A 19,718-nucleotide genomic window follows, 5' to 3' on the forward strand; every position below is an offset into this window, starting at 1 on the left:
GGCTGGCCGGGGGCCCACCCCCGACCCCTCCCGCATGCGGGAGGGGAGAAGCAAGAATGTCGCAATTCGACCTTACCGGCATGGTCGCCATCGTCACGGGCTCCTCGCGCGGCATCGGCCTCGCCTCCGCGCGGGAACTGGCAGAACACGGCGCGAAGATCGTGATCTCCAGCCGCAAGCAGGACGCCTGCGATACCGTCGCGGCGGAACTCAACGCCAAGCACGGAGACGGCACCGCGATCGCCATCGCCGCCAACATCTCCGACAAGGCGGGTCTCCAGAACCTTGTCGACCAGACCCGAGCCCAGTTCGGCCGCATCGACATCCTCGTCTGCAACGCCGCCTCGAACCCCTATTACGGCCCGCAGGCCGGCATCGCCGACGACCAGTTCCGGAAGATCCTCGACAACAACATCGTCTCGAACCACTGGCTGATCCAGATGGTCGCGCCCGAGATGCTGGAGCGCCGCAGCGGCAGCATAATCATCATTTCCTCGATCGGCGGCCTGCGGGGCTCGCCGGTGATCGGCGCGTACTGCATCAGCAAGGCCGCCGACATGCAACTCGCGCGCAACCTCGCGGTCGAGTTCGGTCCGTCCAACGTCCGCGTGAACTGTATCGCGCCGGGCCTGATCAAGACCGACTTCGCGCGAGCCTTGTGGGAGGACCCGCAGCGGATCGAGGCGGCGAACACCAGCGTGCCGCTCCGCCGGATCGGCGAGCCGGAAGAAATCGCGGGCGCGGTCGTCTTTCTGGCGTCGTCGGCAAGCAATTTCATGACCGGCCAGACGATGGTCATCGATGGCGGCGTCACGATCTAACCGAAGGACCATGCGATGCGCTTTACCGACAAATCGATCATCGTCACCGGCGCAGGATCCGGCATAGGCCGCGCCGCCGCACTCCTGTTCGCGAGCGAAGGGGGCAGGGTCGTCGTCGCCGACAAGACCGAGGGCGCGGACGAAACCGCGCACCTGATCACGCAGGCCGGCGGCACGGCGAAGGCGATCCGCATCGACGCGGGGCTCGAAGAGGACGTGATCCGCACGATCGCGCTCGCCTGCGACAGCTTCGGCGGGCTCGACGTGATGTTCGCCAATGCGGGGATCTCGGGCGGCATGGCGAACCTGTTCGACACCGACGTTGCGCTCATCACGGAGGTGTTGCGCGTCAACCTGATCGGCCCGTTCCTCGCGATCAAACACGCCGCGCCGCGGATCGCCGAGCGAGGGAAGGGCGCGATCGTCCTTACCGCCAGCGTCGCCGGCATCCGCTCCGGCGCCGGCTCGCCCGCATACTCTGCGTCAAAGGCCGGCGTCATCAACCTCGCTGCCGTCTCGGCGCAACAACTCACCGGCTCGAACGTCCGCGTCAACGCGATCTGCCCCGGGCTTACCGAGACCGGCATGACCAAACCCGTGTTCGACTACGCACGCGAGGCGAACAAGATGGACCGCGTCGGCCGCCTCAACCCGCTCCACCGCGGCGCGCAGCCCGAGGAGCTCGCCAAGGTCGCGCTGTTCCTCGCCTCCGACGACGCCAGCTACGTCAACGGCCAAGCGATCGCGGTCGATGGCGGTCTCTCGTCGAGCCATCCCGTCACGCGGCAGGAATACGGGAAGACCGCCGCCTGATCCCGCTCGCGAAGACGCGGGGTACGCTTGCGTAACGACTTCGCGGGGAGCATTTGGAGCCTGCGGGCGTTGAGCGTCCGACCCCCATAAAGGAGAACCCCCATGGCTTTCGAACTCCCACCGCTGCCGTATGCCTATGACGCGCTCGAGCCGGTGATCGACCAAGAAACGATGAAGTTTCATCACGACAAGCATCACGCGGCGTACACCGCGAAGCTGAACGAAGGCGTCGAGAAGGACTCTGCGCTGGCAGGCAAGTCGATCGAGGACATCCTCGGCATGATCTCGTCGCAGCCGCCGCTAGTGCGCAACAATGGTGGCGGTTTCTGGAACCACGACTTCTTCTGGAAGACGATGGCGGCCAAGAACGGCCAGGCACCGTCGGGTAAGCTCGCCGAGGCGATCGATCGCGACTTCGGCAGCCTCGACAAGCTCAAGGAAGAGTTCAACACCAAGGGTGCGGGGCAGTTCGGCTCGGGCTGGGCATGGCTGATCGCGGATGCGAGCGGCAAGCTGAAGGTGACGAGCACGCCGAACCAGGACAACCCGCTGATGGACGACGCCAAGGAGCCCGGCACGCCGCTGCTCGGTAACGACGTCTGGGAGCACGCATACTACCTGACGTACAAGAACGATCGTCCGGGCTATCTGAAGGCCTGGTGGGACATCGTGAACTGGGACGTCGTGGCTGAGCGCTACGCGAAGGTTGCTGGCTGAACCGAGCTAAGATTGTTCCCCCGCGAAGGCGGGGCCCAGTCTGGACTCCCGCCTTCGCGGGAGAACAAGAAGTTACCCTTCGGGCGGCAGGTCGGTCACGGCTTTGTCGCCCGTTTGCAATCCGTGCTTCAGCAGCATCGGAATGTTGGCGAACGCGAACAGCAGCGTCAGCGGGATCGCACCCCATAGCTTGAACCCGACCCAGAAATCCCAGGTCGTGTTGCGCCACACCGCCTCGTTCAGCACCGCCATGAACACGAAAAACACCGCCCAGTTGCGCGTCAGCTTGCGCCAACCATCGGCGGACAGACCGGGGTAAGCGGTGGCGAGCAGCGACTGGAGCAGTGGGCGCCCGGTGACGAGCCCGAACGTTAGGATCGCAGCGAACATCGCGTAGATGATCGTCGGCTTCATCTGGATGAAGCGCTGGTCGTGGAAATAGATCGTCAGCCCGCCGAAGACGACGATCAGCGCACCTGATAGCCACAGCATCGGTGAGATGTGGCCGGTCTTGACCTTCGACACGATCATCGCGGCGATCGTGGCGATGATGAACGCGGTGGTGGCGGCGACGACGCGGACGATCGGCAGGCCGGGGGTGAGGAAGTTCACCGCGAAGAAGACCGCGAGCGGGCCATAGTCGACCGCCATGCGGAGGCCGGGGGAAAGGGGGGGCTTGGTCACTGGATTATCCACGAAATACGGTAAGATGCCGTTCGTCCTGAGCGTAGCCGAAGGACATTGCCACAAGCTGACCAGTCCTTCGACTTCGCTCAGGACGAACGGGGGAGGCGGGGCAGGCGTTACTTTCGAACGCTCTCTACTCCCGCGATGATCCGGCTCACCTCGTTCGCATCGAACGGGCGCAGGTCGGTCATGCCCTCGCCTATCCCGATCGCATGGATCGGCAGGCCGTATTTCTCGGCCGCCGCCACGAGAACGCCGCCGCGGGCGGTGCCGTCGAGCTTCGTCATGACGAGGCCGGTAACTCCCGCGACCTCTTTGAAGACCTCGATCTGCTGGAGCGCGTTCTGGCCGGTCGTCGCGTCGAGCACCAGAACGATGTCGTGCGGGCTCTCGGGGTTGATCCGGCCGAGCACGCGGCGGATCTTGGCCAGTTCGTCCATCAGTTCGCGCTTGTTCTGGAGGCGGCCGGCGGTGTCGACGATCAGCACGTCGATGCCCGTCTCGGTCGCCTTCTTTACCGCGTCCCATACCACGCCCGCCGCATCGCCGCCCTCGGGACCGGTAACGATCGGCACGCCCACGCGCTCGGCCCAGGTGCGGAGCTGGCCGATCGCGGCGGCGCGGAAGGTGTCGCCGGCGGCGAGCATCACGCCGTAGTCCTGTTCCATCAGCAGATGCGCGAGCTTGGCGATGGTGGTGGTCTTGCCCGAGCCGTTGACGCCGATGACCAGGATCACCTGCGGGCGCGGGAAGGCGTCGATCTCGATTGGTTTGGCGACCGTGGCGAGCACCTTCTCGACCTCCTCGGCGACGATCACGCGGATGCCGAGTTCCTCCATGTTGCGCTCGAAGCTGCCTTCGGAAAGGCGGCGGCGGATGCGGCCGGCGGTCTCGGGGCCGAGATCGGAGGCGATCAGCGCCTCCTCGATGTCGTCGAGCGTCGAATCGTCGAGCCGCGCGCCGCCGAGACCGGCGAGGTTGCCGACCAGCCGGTCGGAGGTGCGCTTGAAGCCGCCGATCAGCTTGTCGTGCCAAGTGGGGGTGGTGCTCATGTTGGTTCTCGTGTTGCGCTGAGGCGGTCGGCCGTGGCGCCGGTGATCGTGATGCGGACGATGTCGCCGGGTATGGCGGGTTCGTCCAGCAGGACTTCTGCGAAATTGCCGATATGGCCGCGGTCGCCGGGGCGTTCGACGAGCAGATCCTGCGATGTCCCCACCAGCGTTTGCAGCCAGTTCGCGCGCGATGTTTCGCCGGCCTCGCGGAGGAAGGCGGCGCGGTGGCGGCGGACCTCGGGTTCGACCTGCGGCATGCGTGCGGCGGGGGTGCCGGCGCGGGGCGAATAGGGGAAGATGTGCGGGTGGACGATGTGGCAGTCGTCGATCAGCGCGCGCGTGTTGGCGAACATCGCCGCGTCCTCGGTCGGGAAGCCGGCGATCAGGTCCGCGCCGATCGCGATGTCGGGGCGCGCGGTCTTTAGGCGATCGACCAGCGCGACGCTTTCGGCGCGCGAATGGCGGCGCTTCATGCGCTTGAGGATCATGTCGTCGCCGGCCTGGAGCGAGAGGTGGACGTGCGGCATGATCCGCGCTTCGGTCGTCAGCAGCGCGAAGAGGCGGTCGTCGATCTCGATGCCGTCCAGCGACGAGAGACGCAGGCGTTCCAGGTTGGGGACGTGGTGCAGGATGCGTTCTACGAGATGGCCGAGTGTTGGGGCGCCGGGGAGGTCGGGGCCGTAGCTGGTGAGATCGACGCCGGTGAGGACGATCTCGCGGTGGCCGGCGTCGACGAGACCGGCGATCCGGTCGACCACCGCGCCCGCGGGGACCGAGCGGCTCGGGCCGCGGCCGAACGGGATCGCGCAGAAGGTGCAGCGGTGGTCGCAGCCGTTCTGGACCTCGACGAACGCTCTAGCGTGGGCTGAGAAGCTGGCGGCGAGATGGGGGGCGGTTTCGCGGACCTGCATGATGTCGGAGACGACGACTTTTACATCAGCCTTCCAAGCTGAATACGTGAGTTTGTCCGCATTGCCGATGACGCGGTCGACTTCGGGCATCGCGGCGAAGCTAGCAGGGTCGATCTGCGCTGCGCATCCGGTGACGACGATCTGAGCCTCGGGACGGTCGCGCTTGGCGCGGCGGATCGCGACCCGCGTCGCCTTTACCGCGGCGTTGGTGACGGCGCAGCTGTTGACCACCACCATGTCCCGCCCGGCGACGAGCTCGCGGATGGTCTCGCTTTCGGCGATGTTGAGGCGGCAGCCGAGGCTGATGACCTCTGGCGCGGGGGCGGGTGACATGCGCGCGATTTAGGAGCCGTAGGGGGCGAAGTCCACGCCTTGTGGTTCGGGTCGGGCCCGCCTGCCGTCGATCAGCCCGCCAACCTTGGCGCGATGCCGCGCGAAGGCCGCGCGCTGATGTCCGGTCGTTGCGCTAGCAGCCGCTTTTCCGCGAGCAGTCGGCGCACCTGCGCAGCGCACAGCGGCCGCCCGTACAGATAGCCCTGGCCCTTTGCGCATCCCATGCCGCGCAGTCGCTCTTCGATTGCGGCGTTCTCGATTCCCTCGGCGGTGGTCGGCAGGTTGAGACTGTCGCCGAGCCGGACGATCGTGTTGACGATCGCCATGCTGTCGGGGTTGTCGAGCATCGAGCCGACGAAGCTCTTGTCGACCTTGATCCGGTCGAACGGCAGCGCGCGCAGATGCGCGAGGCTCGAATAGCCGGTGCCGAAGTCGTCGAGGGCGATGCGGATACCCTGGTTCTTCAGGCTGCCGACGATCGACTGCGCGAGCGGCAGATTGTCGAACAATGCGCTTTCGGTGATCTCGATCTCGAGCCGGCTGGCGGGGAAGCCGGTCTCGACGAGCGTCTTGATGATCTTCTGCGCCAGCCACGCGTCGCGCAACTGCACCGGCGAGATGTTGATCGACAGCGACAGGCCTGCATCCCAGTCGCGCGCGGCGGTGAAAGCCTGACGCATCACCGACAGCGACAGATCGCCGATCAGGCCGATCCCCTCCGCGATCGGAATGAAAACTTCCGGCCCGATCGCGCCGCGCGTCGGATGCTCCCACCGTGCGAGCACCTCGAACCCGGTGATGCAGCCGGTCGTCAGATCGACCTGCTGTTCGAAGAACGGCACGATCGCATCGTTGGGGACGGCCACGCGCAACCCGGCCTCGAGTTCGCCGCGCAACTGGACGGATCGCTCCATCGCGCCATCGAACCAGGCGTGACGATTGCGCCCGGCGACCTTGGCAGCGTGCAACGCCATGTCCGACGTTCGCAACAGCGCGTCCATCGACGTGCAATCTATGTCCGAGCGGGCGATGCCGATCGAGGTGCTGACATGGACTTCGGTCTCACCGATGAGGAACGGTTTCGAGAGATCCGCGATCAGCCGGTCGGCGATCCGGTCGACGACTCCCGGATAGGCGGCATCGAATACCACCGCGCAGGCGAACTCGTCGGCGTTGAGGCGTGCGAGCAGGCTCGACCCCGGGACCAATGCGCTGATCTTCTCGGCAACCAGCGTGAGCAGCGCATCGCCGATGGCATAACCGTGCACGTCGTTGACCGTCTTGAAGTGATCGAGATCGATGGTCAGCAGGGCCAAGGCCTTGCCCCGGCGAAGCGATCCGGTGAACAGCGCTGCGCCTTCCTCGATCAGGCTTCGGCGATTCAGGAAGCCAGTCAGCGGATCATATTGCGACAGCAGCTTCGCGCGCTGATCCGCGTCCGACAGTTGCGACAGTTCTTCGGCGAGGCCGCGATACCGGAACCAGCCGAACAGGATCAGCGCGACGTTGAGAAACATCGCCGCGATCAGCGTGCGATCGATGACGGCGTTGCCGCCCTTCAAATGCTCGATCGCTTCCAGCAATACGCCCCCGCCGGTGCCGATGAACAGCAGCAGTGCGGCGCCCGTGAGCGCGCCGGTCATGAATTCCCGGCTGATGAGGCGAAGCGAACGGGTCGTCGCCGGCGGTAAAATCATCGATAAAACGGCCTGTAGGGTCCTTGGTCCATCCGATGTGCTCCGTGAGATATGTAGGACAGGTTAAGGTCCGCGGCGTTGCGCCGGGGCGTTGATATGCTGCGGTGAAGGGAACACGCAGGACCCCGTACGCTGTGGCGAGCCTCCGGGATCATGCCTGCCTTGCACTTCGTGCGCACTTCCAGTAGGCGGCACCTCACGTTCCGTTACGGGGCGCATTGGACGAGCATCCAAGGATGCACGCTGGCCGGCGAGGTTTCGCCCGCCGGCGCTTTTGTGTTTTGTCGCGGTGATTTGGAGTATTTCGATGTTCGAAAGCCTGAGCGATCGACTTGGCGGCGTCTTCGACCGCCTTCGCGGCCGGGGTGCGCTGACCGAAGCGGACGTGCGCGCGGCGATGCGCGAGGTGCGCGTCGCGCTGCTCGAAGCCGACGTCGCGCTGCCCGTCGCGCGCGAGTTCGTCGAGAAGGCGACCGAGAAAGCGATCGGTCAGAACGTCCTGCGTTCGGTCACGCCGGGGCAGCAGGTCGTCAAGATCGTCAGCGATGCGCTGGTTGAGATGCTCGGTTCGGATGCCGTAGAGCTCGAGCTGGGCGTTACGCCGCCGGCCGTCATCATGATGGTCGGCCTCCAGGGCTCGGGCAAGACGACCACCACCGCCAAGATCGCCAAGCGGCTGGCGGCGGGGCAGGCCAATTTCGGACAGGCCGGTCGCGAGCGCAAGAAGGTGCTGATGGCGTCGCTCGACGTCAATCGCCCGAACGCGCAGGAGCAGCTGGCGACGCTCGGCACGCAGATCGACGTCGCGACGCTGCCGATCGTCCAGGGCCAGCAGCCGGTCGATATCGCCCGTCGCGCGATGCAGGCGGCCAAGCTCCAGGGCTATGACGTCCTGATGCTCGACACCGCGGGTCGACTCCATGTCGACCAGGCGTTGATGGACGAGATGAAGGCGGTCGCCGACGTCGCGAACCCGGCCGAGATCCTGCTGGTCGTCGACTCGCTGACCGGCCAGGACGCGGTCAACGTCGCGCAGAACTTCAGCGACCAGGTGCCGCTGACGGGTATCGTGCTGACCCGCATGGACGGCGATGCCCGCGGCGGCGCGGCGCTGTCGATGCGCGCGGTCACCGGCAAGCCGATCAAGTTCGCAGGGACCGGCGAGAAGCTCGATGCGCTCGAGGCGTTCCATCCGGAGCGTGTCGCGGGGCGTATTCTCGGCATGGGCGATGTCGTCAGCCTGGTCGAACGCGCTGCGGAGTCTATCCAGGCCGAAGACGCCGAGCGCATGGCCGCCAAGATGGCCAAGGGTCAGTTCGACATGAACGACCTGCGGGCTCAGCTGGCGCAGATGCAGCGGATGGGCGGGCTCGGCGCACTGGCGGGGATGATCCCCGGCATGAAGAAGGCGCAGGGCGCGGTCGCGTCGGTCGGGGGCGAAAAGGTGCTGGTGCACATGGACGCGATGATCGGATCGATGACGATCAAGGAGCGCAACAAGCCCGAGCTGATCAACGCCAAGCGCAAGATCCGCATCGCCAAGGGCTCCGGGACGACCGTCCAGGAGGTCAACAAGCTGCTCAAGATGCACCTCGAAATGTCGACCGCCATGAAGAAGATCAAGAAGATGGGCGGCATGAAGGGCATGATGGCGATGCTCGGCAAGGGCGGCATGGGCGGTGGTCTTGGCGGCATCGGCAATGCGATCGGCGGGCCGCAGATGGGCGACATGCTCAACAAGGCCGGCGCCGGTGGCCTGCCGGGCGGTGGCGGCGGTATGGGCGGCGGCGGTCTGCCGGGGCTTGGTGGCCCCAAGATGCCGCAGATGCCGGCCGGTTTCGACGATTTTCTGAAGAAGAAATAACCTCCTTATCCAACCACGACACCTCGGCTTTGCTCGGGGATCTATCTAGAAAACGAAGGAAAATATCATGGCAATCAACATTCGCCTCGCGCGCGGTGGCTCCAAGAAGCGTCCCTATTACAAGATCGTCGTTGCCGATGCGCGTTCGCCGCGTGATGGCCGCTTCATCGAGAAGATCGGCAACTACAACCCGCTCCTCGCCAAGGACAACGAGCAGCGCGTGCAGCTCGACGCCGACCGCGCGAAGCATTGGCTGAGCGTCGGCGCGCAGCCGACCGACCGCGTCGCGCGCTTCCTCGACCAGGCTGGCGTGCTCGAGCGTTCGGCGCGCAACAACCCGAACAAGGGCAAGCCCGGCGAGAAGGCCACCGAGCGCGCCGAAGAGCGTGCGACCAAGGCGGCTGAAGCTGCCGAGGCTGAAGCCGCTGCGAAGGCTGCACCTGCTGCCGAGGCAGAGGCTCCTGCCGCTGCCGAGACCGAAGAAGCCGCTTCGTAAGACGGCGGACGGATCGGTTCTGATTGGACCGATCCGTCTTTCTTCCCGTCATCCCAGCGAAAGCTGGGATCCAGAGCCACGGACGAAAGCGTTCCGTTGCTCTGGATCCTGGGTCGAGCCCAGGATGACGGTGAGGGAGCGGGGCCTGAGTGTCCCCTCCACCTACGCGTGCGTAACCGCACCCGAACCGGACTTCATGCGTTCTCTCAATCGGTAACCCCGAACAGGAGCGCATGATGGCCCCCGAAACCGACCCCCGCACAGCCCCCGCACCCGAGGATATCGAAGATGCCACCAACCAAGGCGTCTCCGCCGACGACCCCGCCGAAGGTTCCGACGAGACCCCCGGTCGCGATGAAGGCTCCGCGCAAGGCTGACGTGACGCTCGCCGTCGTCATCGGTGCGCACGGCATCGGTGGCGAGGTGCGGCTGAAGGTCTTCGCCGAGAATTTCGGCAGCTATAAGAGCTTCAACAATGGCGGGCTGTCGCTGAAGTCCGCGCGCAACGGCAACAACGGTATGATCGCGCGCTTTGCCGAAGTCGCTGATCGCAACGCCGCCGAGGCGATGCGCGGGACCGAACTGACCGTGCCGCGGTCTTCGTTGCCGCCGCTGGAAGACGGTGAGTATTATCACACGGATGTGATCGGTCTCGATGTCGTCTCGACCGATGGGGAGGCGATCGGGCGCGTCGTTGCGATCGATAATTTTGGTGCGGGCGACGTGATCGAGATCGAACGGCCGGCCGTGGATGACAAGCCCGGCAAGCGGTTCATGATACCGATGCGACCCGAGGCCGTTCCTGAATGGGATGCCGACCGGCTTATCGTCGAGGCTTCGTTCGCGGCTGAGTAAGCCTTGTTCTCCCAAGTTGAGTAGCGATTACCGCCGAAGTGGTCGCTGTTCGGCGAGCATGTTGCGGATTGTCGTCGCGGCGACGCCGGCTTCGCCCATTGCGTGGCTGATCTGGTCGAGCCCCTTCACCACGTCACCGGCTGCGAACAGGCCGGGGATCGAAGTGCGCTGGTGCGAGTCGACCTCCGGGCATCCGTCCTCGGATGCGCGTGCGCCTGCGGCGACGGCCAGTTCCGAACGGATGACCGATCCGAGCGCTGGATAGATGCTGTCGAACGACAATCGGCCCTCCACCGTTTCCAGCGAAAGCTTGTTTTCCTCGATCGCGTAGTTGCCGCAGGGGCCTCCGACGCGGACGATCCCGGCATCGTCTAGCGCCGCTTCGCATGCCGGATCTAGATCGTGGCCGCCCTCTGGGGCGATCAGCGTTACGTCTTTCGTGTAACCGCGCAGAAACAGCGCCTCGCGCATGCCGTGGTCGCCGGTGCCGATGATGCCTACGCGCTTGTCGGTAACTTCGTAGCCGTCGCAGATCGGGCAGTAGCGGAGCAACCCGGCCTCCAGCGCCTCGTCGTGGATAGCGTCGGGCATGTCGGGGCGGTTGTTCACGACTCCGGTGGCGAGCAGTACGCTCCGGGCGCGCGCGCGGCGGTCGCCGAGCCGTACGGTGAAGCCGTCGTCCTCCACCTCGATTGCATCGACCCGCACGCCCTCGCGCACCGCACCGTAATTCTCGGCCTGCGCTAGCATCCGCCCGAGCAGGTCTGTGCCGCGGATGCCTTCGGGATAGCCGGCATGATTATGCGTGCACGGGATCAACGCGGCGCGGCTGCTGCCGCAATCGAACAGGCGGATCGAGAGGTGGAAGCGCGCGAGATAGATCGCTGCGGTGAGACCCGCCGGGCCGGCGCCGATGATGATGCAATCGTCCATTGGCCGCGAGCGTTTCGCCAGCGTAATTGTTCCACTGCGCCGATCCGTATAGGTGCTGGGCGCATTCGGCGCCACGTGCTGGCGCAAACGCATAGAGAACTGGACGCTGTGACTTTCGCTGCCACGATATTGACGCTGTATCCGGAGATGTTTCCCGGGCCGCTGGGGACATCGCTCGCGGGGCGGGCGCTGGGGGAGGGGCGGTGGTCCTGCTCGCCGGTGCAGATCCGGGACTTTGCGACCGACAAGCACAAGTCGGTGGATGATACGCCGGCGGGGGGCGGGGCTGGGATGGTGCTGCGCGCCGACGTGGTGGCCTCGGCGATCGACAGCGTTGCGGATGGGCGACCGGTGCTGGCCATGACTCCTCGGGGGAAGCCGCTGACCCAAGAGCGGGTTCGCGAACTCGCGCAGGGTCCCGGCGTCACTATTCTTTGCGGCCGGTTCGAGGGGTTCGACGAACGCCTGTTCGAGGCGCGGGATATCGAGGAGGTCTCGATCGGCGACTACATCCTGTCGGGGGGCGAGATGGGGGCGCTGGTGCTGCTCGATGCTTGCATTCGGCTGCTGCCCGGCGTAATGGGCGCGGCTTCTAGTGGGGATGACGAGAGCTTCGAAACGGGGCTGCTCGAATATCCGCATTATACCCGACCTCAATCATGGGAAGGGCGTACGATCCCTCAGGTGCTGCGATCGGGGGATCATGCGAAGATCGCTGCATGGCGCAAACGCCGCGCGGAGATCGATACACGGTCACGGCGACCGGACCTTTGGGAGCGCCATGAGGGCGTTCGGGTCCAGTCGCCCTCTGGCGCGCAGCGACACGAGGACGAGACATGAACCTGTTGCAGACGATCGAAGCCGAGAACATCGCGAAGTTCCTGGCCAACAAGACGATCCCCGATTTCCGCCCCGGCGACACACTGAAGGTCGGCGTGAAGGTCGTCGAAGGCGAGCGCACGCGTATTCAGAACTACGAGGGCGTGTGCATCGCGCGCTCGAACAAGGGCATGGGCTCGAACTTCACCGTGCGGAAGATGAGCTTCGGCGAGGGCGTCGAGCGCGTCTTCCCGCTCTACTCGCCGAACGTCGATTCGATCGAAGTCGTCCGCAAGGGCGCCGTGCGTCGCGCCAAGCTGTATTACCTGCGTGGCCGCACCGGCAAGGCAGCGCGTATCGCCGAGCGCCGCGACATGCGCCCTGCAAAGGGCACCGCAGCCGCCGAGTAATCGGAGACTGCTGGAGTTGGAGAAGGGCGCGGGGGCGATGGTCCCGGCGCCCTTTTTCGTTGTGCGCGGGGTGGGGGCTGGTTGGGGCTGCAAGCTGTTGGAAGTGTTGCCGATTGTTGGCGTTTCGCGTTTATGCTGCAGCACGGAAGTATAGGAAGTGTAGACGCTGTGAAGCATTTTCGCCGCGGTGGTGGCGTCGGGGTGTGGGGGCGGTGTCGTGGTGAAGGGGGCGGGCGCGGGCATCTGGTGACGGTGCGCTTCTCCGGGCGTGTAGGACAGCCGATTAGCTCGCCGGCCGGCGGTGGCGGTGGTGGCTGCACACCTCCTCTGTCCTTCGGGACATAGGGACGGTTATTCGGTCGGACAGGGACGCGCTGTCCTGCGCAGGCCGACTTGCGCTTCCTTGTTCTCCCGCGAAGGCGGGAGCCCAGTCTGGGTCCCCGCCTTCGCGGGGAAACACGTCTTGCTGGGCGACTTGGGATGGCTGCTCGTTTGAGGCGTGAGGGGCTTTGTGACGCTGAGCACGCTCGCGTGGACATGCCCCACCCCGACCCTCCCCTGAAGGGGAGGGAGTTTTCGTCGTGCCACCATGCAATTTCGGCGCGTCACGCAACGCACTCCCCGCGCGGGCGGGGAACGCTATCCTCGGGACTTATGATCACATTGCGCCACGGAGCGCAGCTCAAGAAATGGATTCACGCGAAGGCGCTAAGGCGCGAAGAGAAGACCGGGCAAGTGCGCTAAATAAGCTGCTTCTCTTCGCGCCTTAGCGCCTTCGCGTGAACATGCCCTTCTCCGTCATCCTGACGAAAGTCAGGACCCAGGATCGCGAACGCCGCGCTGCTTGGCTCTGGGTCCTGACTTTCGTCAGGATGACGGCGTGGGTGGGCAGGCGTTCCGCTCGCAGTCGCGAACGCTGTCGTCTGAAGGGTGCCCATGGGCGCCCGTGCCTCCGGTGGCCAGCGTGCACCCGCCAGCCCGCCTCAAGCGCTCGTCAGGCGTCGCGCCACGTGCCGGGTTCCAGACCCGCCACGGTCCAGTCGCCGATGCTCCACCGGACCAGCCGCAGCGTGGGGTGGTCGATCGCGGCGGTCATGCGGCGGACTTGGCGGTTGCGGCCTTCGCGAATCGTTATCTTGAGCCAGCAATCGGGGATGCTCGCGCGGACCCGGATCGGCGGCACGCGCGGCCAGAGGTCGGGCGCGGCGATCCGCTCGACGTCGGCGCGGGCAGGACCGTCCTTCAGCACGACGCCGCCCCGCAACCGATCGAGCGCGTCCTCGCCCGCATCGCCCTCGACCTGCACGAGATAGGTCTTGGCCAGCTTGAACTTCGGGTCCGCGATCCGCGCCTGGAGGCGGCCGTCGTCGGTCAGCAGCAACAGCCCTTCGCTATCGCGATCGAGCCGCCCCGCCGGATAGACGCCCGGCACATCGACGAACTGCGACAGCGTCGCGCGCGGGGTCGGACTGTTCACGTCGGTGAACTGGCTGAGCACGTCGTACGGTTTGTTGAACAGGATTATCCGGGGCATGGCGTGGGCTTATCGGGATTGGCGAGCGGATTCGACCGTAATTCCTCCCCTCCAAGGGGAGGTGGCAGCGCAGAGCGCTGACGGAGGGGTGGCCCGCTCACGATAGGGCGTCACCCCTCCGTCGCTTCGCGCCACCTCCCCTTACAGGGGAGGATAGGGGGGCGGTTTTCCGGATTGGTTTCGACCGCAATCATCGTTCTGAAAGACTGCATTGGTGGAGCCGAGGGGGATCGGTTAAAATCCCCGTAAGAACTGGAAAAAGGATATTTATTTCGTCGTCGGGACCGTTGTATTAGCCCCTTGTACGAGCGCAGGCGAGGTGCCTTTCAACAACCAAGTGGCGCAACAGAGCGGTCGGTGGGAAGCGCTGCAAGCCTTTGAGCCAAGCCAATGGAACTTGACTCCAATTCCTCTCTTGTAAGACTTGGTGCCCATAGCTGATATAATGCTACGATATTGTACCAGTAAGGCTGCGCAGTATCGTTCCCACGAAGTATCGAAATAATGTGATAGTTTGATTTTACGGTCGCGCAGTACGACCTGCCGATTATGCGGAAACCTGTTTTTTCGTCAGCAACGCGAGAAATAAAGTAGGATGCGATTAGTTCTAGCTCATTGATCGATGAAAGATCAGTCTTTGCTATTAATAATGTTTCATTCATCTTACGGCGCAGATTTGTTGACACCGAAAATGCACTGAAATCATCGACCTCTCCATTAAAAGTAGGCAACTTCAATTCGACAATTTTATCATATTCGATATTCGCCAACCTGATGTATTCGGATAAATATCTCGTTGCAGCCTCGATAGCCTTTTCCTTGGCCAGTCGTTCATTTCGGACATTCGCGTCACGAGAAAACGCTACCAGCTGCGAACGGGCCAAAATGAGACCGATGACGAGAATTATTGTGGCAGTAAAAGACAAAACTTCAAGATACGGTCTGACGGATGTTATAAATTCAAGCATATCTTATTCCCCCTGCCATCTTGATAAGCGCCAGTTAGCCTACAGAAAAGACTGGATAAACAGAATTTATCTTGCTGCGCGGCCTTATTTGAACGCATCCCGGCTATGGCCTAATTTCGGTAGAGATTTGCGAGAGGGCAATCTCCATCCCTGCATGACGTGTCACAGTCGCCATAGGATCGAGCTTGAAGAACCGAGCCATAGCCATCCTGCTCGCCATGCTCATTTGGTTTGGCACAGCTATCATCAGGCGTGAACAATACCATTACGCTTCCCTGCTTGGCTTCTGCGATCGCAAGGCCAAGCCGATACGGCTGGAGCAACAGTGTTGCCTCGACACGATAGAGATTAGGACCAGCCTGCTATATCATTTGGCCTACGGACTGTGGCTAATCTGACCTGTCCACAATCGCCAAACGAGGTTCAGGCGAATGCTGGCGGGGCGCTGTTGCTCTTTCGGCGTGAAGCTCAGTGCGGATGCCAGCCCACGTTGGACGCCGCTACAAATTAGAAAAGGCCGCGGTGTTTCCACCGCGGCCCGTCCTTTCGATCAGCAATTGCCAACCCTTACTGGTCGAGGAAGCTCCGCATCTTCCGGCTGCGCGAAGGATGCTTCAGCTTGCGCAGCGCCTTAGCCTCGATCTGGCGGATGCGTTCGCGCGTCACCGAGAACTGCTGGCCGACCTCTTCCAACGTGTGATCGGTGTTCATGCCGATGCCGAAGCGCATGCGTAGCACGCGCTCTTCGCGCGGGGTGAGCGATGCCAGCACGCGCGTGACCGTCTCCTTGAGGTTCGCCTGGATCGCGGCATCCACCGGGATGATCGCGTTCTTGTCCTCGATGAAGTCGCCGAGATGCGAATCCTCCTCGTCGCCGATCGGCGTTTCGAGGCTGATCGGCTCCTTGGCGATCTTCATCACCTTGCGCACCTTCTCGAGCGGCATGGAGAGGCGCTCGGCCATCTCCTCCGGGGTCGGTTCGCGGCCCTGCTCGTGGAGGAACTGGCGGCTGGTGCGGACCAGCTTGTTGATCGTCTCGATCATGTGGACCGGGATACGGATGGTCCGCGCCTGGTCCGCGATCGAGCGGGTGATCGCCTGGCGGATCCACCACGTCGCATAGGTGCTGAACTTGTAGCCGCGGCGATACTCGAACTTGTCGACCGCCTTCATCAGGCCGATATTGCCCTCCTGGATGAGATCCAGAAACTGAAGGCCGCGGTTCGTGTATTTCTTGGCGATCGAGATCACCAGCCGCAGGTTCGCCTCGACCATTTCCTTCTTGGCGATACGCGCCTCGCGCTCGCCCTTCTGGACCATGTTGACGATCCGGCGGAACTCGGTGAGCGCCATGCCGGTCTGCTGCGTGATGTCGGCGATCTCGGCACGGATGCGCTCGACCGCCTCACCCTCGTTGGCGACGAACGCGGTCCACTTCTTATCGACCTTGTTGACCGTCGTCAGCCAGTTCTCGTCGATCTCGTGACCGATATAGCGATCGAGGAAGTCCTTGCGCGGCACCTTGTGGCGCTCGGCGAGGCGCAGCATCTGGCCGCCCAGCGCGGTCAGGCGACGGTTATAAGCGTAAAGCTGATCGACCAGATATTCGATCTTGGCGTTGTGGAACTGGACGCTCTCGACTTCCGCCGTGAGTTCCTCGCGCAGCTTCTGGTATTTGCGCTCGTCGGCCGCGGAGAAATCGCCGCCGATGCCCATCGCGTCGACGCGGCTCTGCTGGATCTTGCTGAACTTCTTGTAGAGCGCGGTGATGCTGGCGAACCGCTCGAGCGCGATTGGTTTCAGCTGCTCTTCCATCTGCGCGAGGCTGAGGGTGTTGTCCTCCTCCTCGTCGTCCGATGCGCGCGGGGCGCGGCGCTCGCCGTCCTCGTCCTCGTCGGCGGACGGCTCTTCGGGCTCGGCCTCTTCCTTGAACGAAGGGCCGGCGTTCTTCTCGCTGATCTCGCCGTCGTCGGCTTCGCCGTCCTCGGCCATCGCTTCGGGCGCCGGGTCCTTCGACAACATCGCGTCGAGATCCATGATCTCGCGCAGCTGCATCGTGCCCTCGTTCAGCGCGGTCGACCAGTCGATGATCGCGTTGAAGGTGATCGGCGATTCGCAGAGACCGAGGATCATCGTGTCGCGACCCGCCTCGATACGCTTGGCGATCGCGATCTCGCCCTCGCGGCTGAGCAGCTCGACCGCGCCCATCTCGCGCAGGTACATGCGGACCGGATCGTCGGTGCGATCGATGGTCTCTTTCTTCTTCTCGATCGCGGGGCCTGTGTCGGCATCCGCGTCGGCGGCCTCCGGCTCGTCCTCGTCATCCTTGGCGGGCTCGGTCTCGCCGTCCTCGCCGGCTTCGTCGTTCTCGACGATGTTGATGCCCATCTCGCTCAGCGCGGCGCTGATGTCCTCGATCTGGTCGGACGACATCTCGCCCTGCGGCAGCGCTTCGTTGAGCTGCTCATAGGTGATGTAGCCGCGCTTCTTGGCGCGCGCGATGACCTTCTTGATCGACGCATCGTTCATGTCGATCAGCGGCGCATCGCCGGTTTCGTTCGTCTCGGCGGGTTCCGCCATGTTCGCCTTAGCCATCAATCGCCCTCGGTACCCAACGCTCGGGCGTCTTCGTTCGACTGTACAAGATTTGCAAGTCGGACTTCCAACGCCTGTTTCTCTCTTACCATAGCCACTTGTCGTTCGAACGCATCTTCGGTGAAGTGCGTCTGCATCGCCGCGGTCGCCTGCTTGAGTGCCGCGTCTACCTCAGGGCGGGCGACCATGATCGCGATCGCCTCGTCGAGGTCGGCACGGACGCGGGCTGGATCGGCCGTGGTCTGCGTGAACGAATAGGGCATCGTATCGGCTCTCAACAGGTCACTCGCGACTGAATTGAAACCGGACCTCGCCAATATGGTGAGCAAGCGCCCGCTATCAAGCTTCTGGTCCTCAAGTGCAACATCTACGACCGCTTCGAACAACCGCCCGAGCGCGCCGTCGATCATTTGCAGCGAGCCGAGCACCTCCATGTGACGCGCGATCTCGACCGGGTGGCGGATTAGGCCGGCGAGCACCGCCTTGGCCAATACGCGGTCGATGCCGGTGGCGAGGAAGGCCTTCGCGTCTTCGGTGACGGGGGCTGCGGGAGGTTTCCAGCCGCCTTTGGGGCGCTCGCCTCTGGGCACGAAGGGGGCGCGGACGGGTTTGAAATGCTCGTAGAAGCGGTTCTTGAACTCGGCGTGATATTGCTGCTTCACTGACGGGTCGGCGATGCCTTCGGCGAGTTCGTGGAGGCGGCGCTTGAGGCCGGCGCGCTGTTCGGGGGTGTCGAGCGCCTCCGCGGCGACTTCGGACGTCCAGAGCCGGTCGACGAGCTGTTCGGGGGTTTTCAGTAGCGCCTCGAACGCACCGGGACCGCCGGCGCGGACGAGGTCGTCGGGGTCCTGGCCTTGCGGGAGCGTGACGAAGGCGAGGCTGCGGCCGGGCGCCAGCAGCGGGAGCGCGCGGTGGGCGGCCCGGAGCGACGCCTTCTGGCCGGCGCCGTCGCCGTCGAAGCAGAGCAGGGGGACATCGACCATCCGCCACAGGCGTTCGAGCTGCGCTTCGGTAAGGGCCGTGCCGAGCGGGGCGACCGCTTCGCCGAAGCCGGCCTGGGCTAGCGCGATGACGTCCACATAGCCTTCGACCACCAGCACGCGGCCGGACTTGCGCGAGGCGGGGGCGGCCTTGTCGAGATTGTAGAGCGTGCGGCCCTTGTCGAAGAGTGGCGTGTCGGGGGAGTTGAGGTACTTCGGCTCGCCACCGTCGAGCACGCGTCCGCCGAACGCGATCGTCCGGCCGCGGGGGTCGCGGATCGGAATCATCAGGCGACCGCGGAACCGGTCGTACGGGTCCTTGCCTTCGACCGAAATGAGCATGCCGGACTCGACCAGCATCGGGTCGCCGTAGTCCTTCAGCGCGGTCTTGAGCTTGCCGCGGCTGTCGGGGGCGAACCCCATCCCGAACGCACGCGCCGTCTCGGGCCTGATTCCGCGGCGGTCGAGGAGCGCGCGGGCGTCGGTGCCGGGGAGGCCGTTGAGTTGTTCGGTGAACCAGTCGGCGGCGTCGGACATCACCTCGTGCAGGCCCTTGGCGCGCTCGGCCTTGGCGGCGGACTGGCGGTCCATCGCGGGCATGTCCATCCCGGCGGCCTGGGCGAGTTCCTTCACCGCATCCATGAAGGGGAGGCCGCGCTGGTCCGTCATCCACTTGATCGCGTCGCCGTGCGCCGAGCAGCCGAAGCAATGGTAGAAGCCCTTGTCGTCGTTGACGTAGAAGGAGGGCGTCTTCTCGTTGTGGAACGGGCAGCAGCCCTTGTGCTCGCGCCCGGCCTTGGTGAGCTTGGTGGTTTTGCCGACGAGGGCGCTGAGCGAGGTGCGGGCGCGGAGCTCGTCGAGGAATTGTGGGGTTAGGGCCATCTAACTCGCCCCGCCCACGACAGAGCCCCCCCGCCCGCTTGCGGGAGGGGGCTGGGGGGTGGGCACGCGCTCGGTTCCGCTCGCAGCGGTCAGAATGGTCTCCAATACGCCGGGCATGTTCGAGGTCAGATCGTTGTTCCAGAAGCGAATGACGCGGTAGCCGGCGGCTTCGAGCTGCTTCGTGCGGGCGTCGTCATGAGGTTGGCCTTCGACATGCTGGCTGCCGTCGAGTTCGACGATCAGCTTGTGCGAGCGGCACACGAAGTCTGCGAAATACCCGGCGATCGGCATCTGGCGGCTGAACTTTAGGTCCTGCAACCTGGAGCCCTTCAGCTGCCGCCACAGCATCTG

At 64.4% G+C, this 19,718-nt stretch carries 19 protein-coding genes; 9 read left to right on the forward strand and 10 right to left on the reverse strand.

Features of this window, described 5'->3' with window-relative positions:
• Positions 1–56: 56 nt before the first annotated feature.
• From C8J47_RS04240 to C8J47_RS04250, 3 genes are all read left to right on the forward strand, one after another.
• A complete protein-coding gene (locus C8J47_RS04240; protein ID WP_121884540.1) occupies positions 57–821 on the forward strand; it encodes an SDR family oxidoreductase in 765 nt (254 codons plus the stop codon).
• A 15-nt stretch (positions 822–836) separates the two neighbouring features.
• Positions 837–1,634: an SDR family NAD(P)-dependent oxidoreductase gene (locus C8J47_RS04245; protein ID WP_121884541.1), complete on the forward strand. Its 798-nt coding sequence runs from the start codon at positions 837–839 to the stop codon at positions 1,632–1,634.
• 102 nt (positions 1,635–1,736) lie between these two features.
• Entirely contained in the window at positions 1,737–2,351 is a 615-nt protein-coding gene (locus C8J47_RS04250; protein ID WP_121884542.1) for a superoxide dismutase, read from the forward strand.
• A gap of 72 nt (positions 2,352–2,423) precedes the next feature.
• Here the strand turns inward: C8J47_RS04250 and C8J47_RS04255 are convergent, their stop codons facing one another.
• From C8J47_RS04255 to C8J47_RS04270, 4 genes are all read right to left on the reverse strand, one after another.
• Positions 2,424–3,035: a septation protein A gene (locus C8J47_RS04255; protein WP_258191250.1), complete on the reverse strand. Its 612-nt coding sequence runs from the start codon at positions 3,033–3,035 to the stop codon at positions 2,424–2,426.
• A gap of 119 nt (positions 3,036–3,154) precedes the next feature.
• Positions 3,155–4,090 carry a signal recognition particle-docking protein FtsY gene (gene ftsY, locus C8J47_RS04260; RefSeq protein WP_056051078.1) on the reverse strand — a complete coding sequence of 312 codons (936 nt, stop codon included), beginning with the start codon at positions 4,088–4,090 and terminating at the stop codon, positions 3,155–3,157.
• The gene (gene mtaB / locus C8J47_RS04265; RefSeq protein WP_121884543.1) at positions 4,087–5,334 is read right to left on the reverse strand and encodes a tRNA (N(6)-L-threonylcarbamoyladenosine(37)-C(2))-methylthiotransferase MtaB; all 1,248 of its coding nucleotides are present in this window, start codon (positions 5,332–5,334) and stop codon (positions 4,087–4,089) included. Before mtaB ends, ftsY begins: the two co-directional genes overlap by 4 nt.
• A gap of 71 nt (positions 5,335–5,405) precedes the next feature.
• Entirely contained in the window at positions 5,406–6,977 is a 1,572-nt protein-coding gene (locus tag C8J47_RS04270; protein ID WP_310886116.1) for an EAL domain-containing protein, read from the reverse strand.
• A 361-nt stretch (positions 6,978–7,338) separates the two neighbouring features.
• On the opposite strand from C8J47_RS04270, the gene ffh reads away from it, so the two are divergent.
• The 4 genes from ffh to rimM all read left to right on the forward strand — a co-directional run bounded on the left by ffh (position 7,339) and on the right by rimM (position 10,246).
• Positions 7,339–8,895, forward strand: a complete 1,557-nt coding sequence (gene ffh, locus C8J47_RS04275) for a signal recognition particle protein (RefSeq protein WP_107952269.1) — start codon at positions 7,339–7,341, stop codon at positions 8,893–8,895.
• Positions 8,896–8,962: 67 nt separating this feature from the next.
• Positions 8,963–9,391 (forward strand): 30S ribosomal protein S16, encoded by a 429-nt coding sequence (gene rpsP / locus C8J47_RS04280; protein ID WP_056062272.1) that lies wholly within the window; start codon positions 8,963–8,965, stop codon positions 9,389–9,391.
• Positions 9,392–9,624: 233 nt separating this feature from the next.
• On the forward strand, positions 9,625–9,768 hold the full coding sequence (locus tag C8J47_RS19125; protein WP_183129025.1) for a hypothetical protein: 144 nt from the start codon (positions 9,625–9,627) through the stop codon (positions 9,766–9,768).
• Positions 9,746–10,246, forward strand: coding sequence for a ribosome maturation factor RimM (rimM, locus tag C8J47_RS04285; RefSeq protein WP_121884545.1), 501 nt, complete (start codon positions 9,746–9,748; stop codon positions 10,244–10,246). Before C8J47_RS19125 ends, rimM begins: the two co-directional genes overlap by 23 nt.
• A gap of 27 nt (positions 10,247–10,273) precedes the next feature.
• On the opposite strand, the gene C8J47_RS04290 is transcribed toward rimM, so the two are convergent.
• Positions 10,274–11,179, reverse strand: coding sequence for an NAD(P)/FAD-dependent oxidoreductase (locus tag C8J47_RS04290; RefSeq protein ID WP_121884546.1), 906 nt, complete (start codon positions 11,177–11,179; stop codon positions 10,274–10,276).
• A 108-nt stretch (positions 11,180–11,287) separates the two neighbouring features.
• On the opposite strand from C8J47_RS04290, the gene trmD reads away from it, so the two are divergent.
• Together trmD and rplS are read left to right on the forward strand one after the other, a co-directional pair.
• Complete coding sequence (gene trmD / locus C8J47_RS04295; RefSeq protein ID WP_121884748.1) at positions 11,288–12,019, forward strand: tRNA (guanosine(37)-N1)-methyltransferase TrmD; 732 nt, start codon at positions 11,288–11,290, stop codon at positions 12,017–12,019.
• Complete coding sequence (rplS, locus tag C8J47_RS04300) at positions 12,016–12,408, forward strand: 50S ribosomal protein L19 (RefSeq protein ID WP_031395442.1); 393 nt, start codon at positions 12,016–12,018, stop codon at positions 12,406–12,408. Before trmD ends, rplS begins: the two co-directional genes overlap by 4 nt.
• Before the next feature lie 994 nt (positions 12,409–13,402).
• Here the strand turns inward: rplS and C8J47_RS04305 are convergent.
• The 5 genes from C8J47_RS04305 to C8J47_RS04325 all read right to left on the reverse strand — a co-directional run bounded on the left by C8J47_RS04305 (position 13,403) and on the right by C8J47_RS04325 (position 19,715).
• On the reverse strand, positions 13,403–13,942 hold the full coding sequence (locus C8J47_RS04305; RefSeq protein ID WP_121884547.1) for a pseudouridine synthase: 540 nt from the start codon (positions 13,940–13,942) through the stop codon (positions 13,403–13,405).
• 326 nt (positions 13,943–14,268) lie between these two features.
• Entirely contained in the window at positions 14,269–14,910 is a 642-nt protein-coding gene (locus C8J47_RS18820) for a hypothetical protein (protein WP_147454274.1), read from the reverse strand.
• Positions 14,911–15,477: 567 nt separating this feature from the next.
• Positions 15,478–17,505: an RNA polymerase sigma factor RpoD gene (gene rpoD / locus C8J47_RS04315; RefSeq protein ID WP_056051057.1), complete on the reverse strand. Its 2,028-nt coding sequence runs from the start codon at positions 17,503–17,505 to the stop codon at positions 15,478–15,480.
• Positions 17,505–19,367, reverse strand: coding sequence for a DNA primase (gene dnaG, locus C8J47_RS04320; RefSeq protein WP_121884549.1), 1,863 nt, complete (start codon positions 19,365–19,367; stop codon positions 17,505–17,507). The genes rpoD and dnaG overlap by 1 nt, the downstream gene beginning before the upstream one ends.
• Positions 19,368–19,715 carry an endonuclease domain-containing protein gene (locus tag C8J47_RS04325; protein ID WP_404969244.1) on the reverse strand — a complete coding sequence of 116 codons (348 nt, stop codon included), beginning with the start codon at positions 19,713–19,715 and terminating at the stop codon, positions 19,368–19,370.
• Positions 19,716–19,718: the final 3 nt, after the last annotated feature.

It is taken from the genome of Sphingomonas sp. PP-F2F-G114-C0414 (genome assembly GCF_003688595.1).
Lineage (GTDB): Bacteria > Pseudomonadota > Alphaproteobacteria > Sphingomonadales > Sphingomonadaceae > Sphingomonas.